This is a genomic window from Amycolatopsis sp. NPDC059021, assembly GCF_042739895.1.
Classification (GTDB): domain Bacteria; phylum Actinomycetota; class Actinomycetes; order Mycobacteriales; family Pseudonocardiaceae; genus Amycolatopsis.
The window spans coordinates 1-8,021 of sequence record NZ_JBHYIQ010000063.1; the positions used below are offsets into that span (position 1 = coordinate 1).

An 8,021-nucleotide genomic window follows, 5' to 3' on the forward strand; every position below is an offset into this window, starting at 1 on the left:
ACGTTGTATGGTGGGCTGTGTGTTGTTTATAAGAGAGAGCGGTTCGGGACGTTCATCGTCGGCAACGGAGCGTTCGCGACGCCGGACGATGCTGGCGGCGTGCGAGCGAGGTCCGAAGGACGCCCTGAGCGCATCCACCGCCCCCAGGGACGCCCTCGTCACACCCCCGCCACCGCACCGAGGCACCCTCCAGCACGAACGCGTAGCACCCTGCGACACACGGTGAATTCTCCGTTATGTCGTATTCGTCCCGGTTGGTCGTGCCGTGGGGTCTCCCCGAGGGACTCTGGGTCCCTCGGGGAGGCCCCCACGTCCTTTCCACCCCGGGTCCGGATCGCCGCGGTCGAGCGGCCCCACTCGGCGCACCGGTCGCACGGGTCCGTGAAGGACCCCTTACCGGCGTTGAGCGCTGTGAAGGAGTCCTTCACGGACTACCGGGCGGCGGCGTCGAGCTGGGCGTGCATGCATGCGCGGGCCAGCCGGTAGGCGCCGGAGCCGCCGTGGAGGACGGCTTCGGCGTTCGCGGCCCGGCCGAGCGCGTGCAGGGTGAACGCGAGCTGCGCGACGTCGGCGCCCGGTGCCAGTTCGCCGAGCCGAGCCGCCTCCGCGACGGTGTCGGCGATGAACCCGGTGAACGCCTTACTCGCCGCCGCGATCGCGTCGTGCACCCGGCCGGGGCGCGCGTCGAATTCCGCGCCGACATTGAAGAAGAAACACCCGCCGGGGAAGATCCGCCGTTCCGAATAGGCGAGCCAGTTGTCGCACAACGCCCGAAGCCGCGCCATACCGGGCGCGACCTCGGACGTCGGGCGCAGAACGTGCTCGGCGAAGATCTCGTCGGCGGCCTGGATCGTCGCGAGCTGAAGGTCCTCTTTGGACCCGAACAGCGCGAACACGCCGCTCTTGCTCAGGTCCAGTTCGGTGGCGAGCCTGCCGAGCGAAAGCCCGTCGAGACCGTCCACCGAGGCGACGTCGACCGCGTGCCGCAACACCGTCCGCCGGGTCGCGTCCCCGCGGGCGTGGCGGCCGTCAACCGGCACGGCGCGCCCGCCAGCGTTCCACAGTGGACTGAACGCCGGCACGGAACTGCGGCGAGAGCGCGGGTGTGTTCACCACCCTGTCAGCCAGCGCGAAGAGCGCATCGTGCCGCGACGGGTCCAACTGCGCGATGTTGGCGTAGGACACCAGGTAGACCTCGGTGATGCTCGGCCCGTCACTGCGTTCGACGAGCTTCATCGCGCCGCTCGTCGGCACAGTGCCGGGGCGCAGCACGCGGAAATACCAGCCGCTGCGCCCGGAGTCGATCATCGCGGGGATGATGTCCTTGCGACGCGTCTTCATCGCCAGTTTGAAGCACGGCGTCCGCGGCTGCGACACCTGGAGCAGCGCCTCACCCCACTCCCAGACGTCGCCGACGCGGACCTCTTCCTCGGCGGCGCCGGTCACCGACACGTTCTCCCCGAAGTCGCCGGGCGCGGCGGTGAAGGAATCCTCGGCCCAGGCGCGATAGTGCTCAGCAGGGTAGACATATACCGCTTTGTCGACACCGCCGTGCACGGTCCGGTCGGCCTGGTCGTCCCCGTCGAGGTTGATCTCGGTGAGCGTCAGTTCCGGCGCTTCGACCCTGGCCTTCGTGATCGCGCTCAGCACCGGCTGATCCCGCTGGTGCCCGAGCACGCTCGGCTTGCCCACGTACACCCCGGCTACTCCGAACTCGGTCATGCCCCCGAATATAGCACGACCGTTCGTATAGTTATCCCAGCGCGGCGACCTCCTCGTCGGTGAGCAGCCGGGAGCGGATCAGGAAGCGCACGCCTTCGGGCGCTTCGAGGGAGAACCCGCTCCCGCGGCCGGGGACGACGTCGATCGTCAGATGAGTGTGTTTCCAGTACTCGAACTGCGCCCCGGACATCCACACCGGAACATCCCCGATCCCCGCGACCGCCAGCGAGCCGAGGCAGACGTCGGACGCCCCGGTGCGGAACTCGCCCGCCGGGTAGCACATCGGCGCGCTCCCGTCGCAGCAGCCGCCGGACTGGTGGAACATCACCGGACCGTGGAGCGACACCAGCCGTCGCAGCAGATCCGCGGCGGCCGGTGTCAGGTCTACCCGCTGGGCCATCAGAAGAAGCCCAGCGCACTGTCCGAATAGGACACGAGCATGTTCTTCGTCTGCTGGTAGTGGTCCAGCATCATCTTGTGGGTCTCGCGCCCGATCCCGGACGCCTTGTAGCCGCCGAAGGCCGCGTGCGCCGGGTAGGCGTGGTAGTTGTTCACCCACACGCGGCCCGCCTGGATGTCGCGGCCCGCGCGGTAGGCGGTGTTGCCGTCGCGCGACCAGACGCCGGCGCCGAGGCCGTACAGCGTGTCGTTGGCGATCTTCAGCGCGTCGTCGTAGTCGTCGAATTTCGCCACCGACACGACCGGCCCGAAGATCTCCTCCTGGAAGATCCGCATCTTGTTGTCGCCCTCGAACACCGTCGGCTCGACGTAGTAGCCACCGGACAGGTCGCCGCCGAGGTCGGTGCGCCCGCCGCCGGTCAGTACGCGGGCCCCTTCCTGTTTGCCGATGTCGATGTAGGACAGGATCTTTTCGAGCTGGTCGTTCGAGGCCTGCGCGCCGATCTGCGTCTCGGTGTCGAGCGGGTTGCCCTGCTTGATCTTCCGGACGCGCTCGACGGCGTCGCCGAGGAACCGGTCGTAGATCCCGGCCTGGATCAGCGCCCGCGACGGGCACGTGCACACCTCGCCCTGGTTCAGCGCGAACAGCGCGAAGCCCTCTTGCGCCTTGTCGTAGAAGGCGTCGTTGGCCGAGGCGACGTCGTCGAAGAAGATGTTCGGGCTCTTGCCGCCGAGTTCGACGGTGACCGGGATGATGTTCTCGCTGGCGTACTGCAGGATCAGCCGCCCGGTCGTGGTCTCGCCGGTGAAGGCGACCTTGCGCACGCGGCTGCTCGACGCGAGCGGTTTGCCCGCCTCGACACCGAAGCCGTTGACGACGTTCACCACGCCGGGCGGGATCAGATCGCCGATGATCGACAGCAGCAGGTGGATCGACGCCGGGGTCTGCTCGGCGGGCTTGAGCACGACGGCGTTGCCCGCGGCCAGCGCCGGTGCGAGTTTCCAGACGGCCATCAGGATCGGGAAGTTCCACGGGATGATCTGGCCGACGACGCCGAGCGGCTCGTGGAAGTGATAGGCGACGGTGTTCTCGTCGATCTGCGAGATCCCGCCCTCCTGCGCGCGCAGCGCGCCGGCGAAGTAGCGGAAGTGATCGATGGCCAGCGGGATGTCGGCGGCCAGCGTCTCGCGGACCGGTTTGCCGTTCTCCCAGCTTTCGGCGACGGCGATCTTCTCGAGGTTCTGCTCCATGCGGTCGGCGATCTTGAGCAGGATGCCCGCGCGTTCCTCCACCGATGTCTTCCCCCAGGCCGGGGCGGCGCCGTGTGCGGCGTCGAGGGCCTTTTCGACGTCCGGCGCGGTGCCGCGCGCGATCTCGGTGAACGTCTTTCCGGTGATGGGTGTCGGGTTCTCGAAGTACTGACCGCCGGCGGGCGGGACGTACTCGCCGCCGATGTAGTGGTCGTAGCGCGGCTCGTAGCTGACCACGCTGCCTTCGGTGCCGGGTGCGGCGTACAGGGCCATCGTTCCTGCCTCGTTGCTCGGAGTGACGGTGCTGGCCGCGAAGGTAGGTCCGGCAACGTTGCATCGACGTTGCAGGCGCGTGAGCCCGGTCACTAGCCTCATGACCGTGGCAGAGGCGCCGGAAGCCGACCTGCTGCGCGATCCGGAGTCGTACGCGCGGCTACTCGAGCATGTCCGGGAAGCGGTGCTCGCCGGGATGCCCGCGCCGCGCTCGCCACGTTCCGTGGTCTCGGCGTCCTGGGATCGGTCGCTGGCCGCGCGAGTGGACCCGGACGACGGCGAGGCGCCGCTGGTGTACGAGCCCGGCGAGCTGACCGGGCTGCGCGAGGAACATCCGCTCGCCGCGGTGCTGCCGCTGTTGCGGCAGACGCTGGTCAGCATCGCCGACGACGCCGAGCACATGATGATCGTGACCGACGCGGATGGCCTGATCCTGTGGCGCGAGGGCGAAACCGGGGTGCTGCTGCGTGCGGACCGGGTCGCGCTCACCGAGGGCACGCGCTGGAGCGAGGCGGCCGCCGGGACCAACGCGATGGGCACGACGCTCGCGACCGGTGAGCCGGTGCAGATCTATTCCGCCGAGCACCTGGTGCGCCGGTACCACGCGTGGACGTGCGCGGCGGCGCCGGTGCGCGACCCGGACACCGGAGCGTTGCTCGGCTCGATCGACGTCAGCGGTCCACTTCGGACGGTGCATCCCGCGATGCTGGCTCTGGTGACGGCGTCGGCTCAGCTCGCCGAGGGCCAGTTGCGGGCCCGGCTCGCGATCCGCGACGAACAGCTGCGCCAGGCGAACATGCGGCATCTGGAGGCGTTGCGCGGACGTCCCGGCGCGTTGCTGTCGGCGAGCGGGCGGGTCCTGGCCGCGGAGTCCTGCGCCCTGCCGTCCACTGTGGACGTCCGGCGCGGTGGCGGGACGGTCGCGCTGCCGGACGGCCGGATCGCCACCGTGGACCCGCTGCCGGAGGGATATCTGCTGCGGCTGTCCTCCGGGGGCAGGCCGCACCGCGCGCGGCTGGCGCTGGAGTTCCTGACCGACGGGCCCGGGTCGGCCACTGTGGACGGTCGCGAGGTGCCGTTCACCTTGCGGCACGCGGAGATTCTGACTCTGCTCGCGCTGAACCCGGGTGGGATGACCGCGGACCGGCTGGCGTGTCAGCTCTACGGCGAGAGCGGTAATCCGGTGACCGTGCGCGCCGAGATCCACCGGCTGCGGACCCAGCTCGGGACGTCGGTCGTGCAGACGCGGCCGTATCGGCTGGCCGCCGACGTCGACGCGGATTTCCTGCGCTGCCGCGCGGCCCTGCGCAGCGGGTCCGCCGCGGAGGTCGTGCGCGCGTTCCGGGGTCCGCTGCTGCCGGAGTCGGAGGCTCCGGCGATCCGGGCGGAACGGGAGGCGCTGACCGCGCAGGTCCGGCAGGTGGCGCTGAACAGCGGCGACGCGGACGTGCTGTGGGCGTTCTGGGAAACGTCGTGCGGCGTCGACGACCTGGCGATCGTGGACGCGCTGTGCGCGGCGCTGCCTCCCGACGACCCGCGCCGCGCGGTCGCTTCGGCCCATCGGGTTCGGCTCGCTTGAACTCTACCTAGGGGGCTAGGTAGAGTTCTTGCATGGTTGGTTCCCGTGAGCCACGGATGACGCTGCCGACGCAGCTCGTCCTGCACGTCCTGATCGACGAACCGGATCGGGAGATGTACGGCCTCCAGCTGTGCGAGGCGGCCGGACTGCCCAGCGGCACGATCCACCCGATCCTGGCGCGGCTGGAGAAGGCCGGGTGGCTGCTCAGCCGCTGGGAGAACATCGACGCGCGGGAGGAAGGGCGGCCGAAGCGGCGGTACTACCGGCTGAATCCGGACAGCCTGGCCACGGTGAAGGCAGCGCTGCACCGTGCGGCCCCGAGCGCCAAGGGCCTCGACCGGTTGCGACCGGGGACCGCGGGAGGCCTGCCGTGACCGCGGAATCCTCCCCGTCGCGAGAATTCGATTACGGCTCACCCCCGTCGGTGTACGGCTACGAACGCGGTTACGGGGATCCGCCGCCTTACGACTATCCGCCTCACGACGATGCGCCCTACGGCTACCAGCGTTACGGCTATCCGCCTTTCGAACCTCCGGATTACGGCGCCCCGCCTCCGGTCCCCTACTTCCCCTCGCCCGCGGAACCGCGCGAGGACGAGGACGAGGACAATCCGCGACGAAAGTTCCTGGACCACATCGCACGGGTCACCACTCCGCCGGAGACACCCGAACCGGAACCACCGGAAGCAACGCCGTCGGGGAGGCATCGCCTGCGCGACCACCCGTCCAACCCGATCACCGAGGTGCCGGGCGATCTCTTCGAGGCAGAAGAACCCACGCGGCCGACGACACAACCTCCCCCGCCGCCGGCTCGGCGCCCCATCGCACGGGGGCCACAACGCGCCATCAGCTGGGCGTCGCGCATCCTGCCGCCCGCCGACCGCGAACGCTACTTCGACGAGTACCTGAGCGAACTCGATGAACTGGCGCAATCGGCCCATCCGCATCGCGCGCAGTTGATGTACGCCTTCCGGCTGCTCGTCCGCATTCCCGCGCTCCGCATCGCCCTGCGCGCGAAGGCTCCGGAGAGGACCCGATGAAGCCGGTCGAGGCGTTCACTCAGGTGGTGGAATCCGATCGACGCACCACGAACACCCTCCGCATCCTCCGGGAGTTCTTCTTCGGCGCGTCCGTCGTCCTCGGCGAGTTGTGCGCGATGGCCGCGTTCCTCAGCCAGTCTCCGCTGGCCGGAAGCCTGATCGGCTTGCTGACGGCCGCGCCCGGCGCCGGGATCGCGGTGTATTCGTGGCGCAAACGACGTCACTCCGCGTAACCCGGGCGGGCGAGACCCGCACCCGAGAAGTAGACAGCGTCTACAGACGTTTGATAGACAGTGTCTACAAGGTGAACCATGGGTTACGGAGACGTTGATGCATTACGACCGTTTCGTCGTTCTCGGCGACAGCTGCGCCGAAGGGCTCGACGACCCGTACCCCGGTAGCGACCAGTACCGCGGCTGGGCGGACTTCGTCGCCGCGCGGCTCGCCCACGACGGCTTCCAGTACGCCAACCTGGCGGTGCGGGGCAGGCGGCTCGACCAGATCACCGCCGAGCAGATCCCGACGGCGCAGCGGCTCGGGCCCGACCTGATCGCGTTGTTCGGCGGCGGCAACGACGTCCTGCACCGCGACTGGGACGAGCGCACGGTCGCCCGCCGCGTCGACGCCGCCATCCGCGCCTGTGCCCGGCTCGCCCCGACCGTCGTCACCTTCACGCTCAGCGACATCTCCGACCGGGTGCCGTTCGTCCGCCGGATGCGGCCCCGCGTGACCGCGCTCAACGACGCGATCCGCGAGGCGTCGGTCAGCTACGGCACCCTGCTCGTCGACCTGTGGCCCGACCAGGCCGCCCACGACTCCCGCTACTTCGGCCCGGACCGGCTGCACCTGTCGGAGGCGGGACACCGGCGCGTCGCCGGACACGTCTTGGACCGGCTCGGTCTCGAACACGACTGGCTGCGGCCGCTGCCGGGCACCGACGTCCGGCCCGGCCTGCGCGGCGATCTGCGCTGGTTCCGCGAGCACGTCGCGCCCGCGATGCTCACCCGCGTCCGCAATCGCCTGACCGGCCGTTCGTCGGGTGACGGCTTTCTCCCCAAACGGCCGGAACTCCAGCCGGTCGCACTGTCCGAAGTGGACGCCTTGGGCGCATGGGCACCCGAAGCCATCTGATCAGCACCGCGAACGCCCTGCTCGCCGAGGAGGGCGTCGGCGCGGTGACCCTACGAGGGATCGCGAAGGCCGCGGGCGTGTCCCACGGCGCCCCGCTGCGGCATTTCTCCGGCCGCGCCGAACTGCTCTCGGCCGTCGCCGTACTCGGCTACCGGCAGCTGCTCGAACGTCGCGAGCAGCTGCCCGACGGCACCGCCCGGGAACGGCTCACCGCCGCCTGTCACGGTTACCTCGACTTCGCGCTGGGGAACCCGGCGATGTTCGAGCTGATGTTCCGCCGGGATCTGATCGACCCCGATGACCCGGAACTCACCGCGGTGAGCAGCGCGGTGTTCGACTTCTTCGCCGAGCTCGTCGCGGCCGTCCAGGCCGGGAACTGGCACCAGGGCACGGATCCGCGGCTGCTGGCGACGTCGTTGTGGGCCGCGCTGCACGGGCTGGCGCAGCTGTGGCTGTGGGGCGGCCTGGCCGGGGCGAGCTTCGCGCCGTCGGCCGAAGTCGCCCTCGCCGTCACCCTCGACGCCTATCTGGGCTGAAAGTCCCGGTAAGGCGCCCCGCACACGGGGATCGCGCCGGACGTAGGCGGGTACGAGCCCCCCACCGGCCGGAGCGGCCGCGCCGCGGCCG

The 8,021-nt window shown here is 70.0% G+C and carries 10 protein-coding genes; 6 read left to right on the top strand and 4 right to left on the bottom strand.

Features of this window, described 5'->3' with window-relative positions:
* Nucleotides 1–431 precede the first annotated feature (431 nt).
* Genes ACFWX1_RS30705 through ACFWX1_RS30720 form a run of 4 tightly spaced genes read right to left on the bottom strand, consistent with a single transcriptional unit; the run spans nt 432 to nt 3,645 of the window.
* The gene (locus ACFWX1_RS30705; RefSeq protein ID WP_378393245.1) at nt 432–1,040 is read right to left on the bottom strand and encodes a TetR/AcrR family transcriptional regulator; all 609 of its coding nucleotides are present in this window, start codon (nt 1,038–1,040) and stop codon (nt 432–434) included.
* Entirely contained in the window at nt 1,030–1,722 is a 693-nt protein-coding gene (locus ACFWX1_RS30710; protein ID WP_378393247.1) for an MOSC domain-containing protein, read from the bottom strand. Before ACFWX1_RS30710 ends, ACFWX1_RS30705 begins: the two co-directional genes overlap by 11 nt.
* A gap of 31 nt (nt 1,723–1,753) precedes the next feature.
* Nucleotides 1,754–2,122: a DUF779 domain-containing protein gene (locus tag ACFWX1_RS30715; RefSeq protein ID WP_378393249.1), complete on the bottom strand. Its 369-nt coding sequence runs from the start codon at nt 2,120–2,122 to the stop codon at nt 1,754–1,756.
* Entirely contained in the window at nt 2,122–3,645 is a 1,524-nt protein-coding gene (locus ACFWX1_RS30720) for an aldehyde dehydrogenase family protein (protein WP_378393251.1), read from the bottom strand. The genes ACFWX1_RS30715 and ACFWX1_RS30720 overlap by 1 nt, the downstream gene beginning before the upstream one ends.
* A gap of 100 nt (nt 3,646–3,745) precedes the next feature.
* On the opposite strand from ACFWX1_RS30720, the gene ACFWX1_RS30725 reads away from it, so the two are divergent.
* From ACFWX1_RS30725 to ACFWX1_RS30750, 6 genes are all read left to right on the top strand, one after another.
* Nucleotides 3,746–5,224: a GAF domain-containing protein gene (locus tag ACFWX1_RS30725; RefSeq protein WP_378393253.1), complete on the top strand. Its 1,479-nt coding sequence runs from the start codon at nt 3,746–3,748 to the stop codon at nt 5,222–5,224.
* A gap of 32 nt (nt 5,225–5,256) precedes the next feature.
* On the top strand, nt 5,257–5,598 hold the full coding sequence (locus ACFWX1_RS30730; RefSeq protein ID WP_378393254.1) for a PadR family transcriptional regulator: 342 nt from the start codon (nt 5,257–5,259) through the stop codon (nt 5,596–5,598).
* Nucleotides 5,595–6,263 (top strand): hypothetical protein, encoded by a 669-nt coding sequence (locus ACFWX1_RS30735; RefSeq protein ID WP_378393256.1) that lies wholly within the window; start codon nt 5,595–5,597, stop codon nt 6,261–6,263. Before ACFWX1_RS30730 ends, ACFWX1_RS30735 begins: the two co-directional genes overlap by 4 nt.
* Nucleotides 6,260–6,496, top strand: a complete 237-nt coding sequence (locus tag ACFWX1_RS30740) for a hypothetical protein (protein ID WP_378393257.1) — start codon at nt 6,260–6,262, stop codon at nt 6,494–6,496. The genes ACFWX1_RS30735 and ACFWX1_RS30740 overlap by 4 nt, the downstream gene beginning before the upstream one ends.
* A gap of 97 nt (nt 6,497–6,593) precedes the next feature.
* Complete coding sequence (locus tag ACFWX1_RS30745; protein WP_378393258.1) at nt 6,594–7,394, top strand: SGNH/GDSL hydrolase family protein; 801 nt, start codon at nt 6,594–6,596, stop codon at nt 7,392–7,394.
* Nucleotides 7,373–7,930, top strand: coding sequence for a TetR/AcrR family transcriptional regulator (locus ACFWX1_RS30750; protein ID WP_378338645.1), 558 nt, complete (start codon nt 7,373–7,375; stop codon nt 7,928–7,930). Before ACFWX1_RS30745 ends, ACFWX1_RS30750 begins: the two co-directional genes overlap by 22 nt.
* The last annotated feature ends 91 nt before the right edge of the window (nt 7,931–8,021 follow it).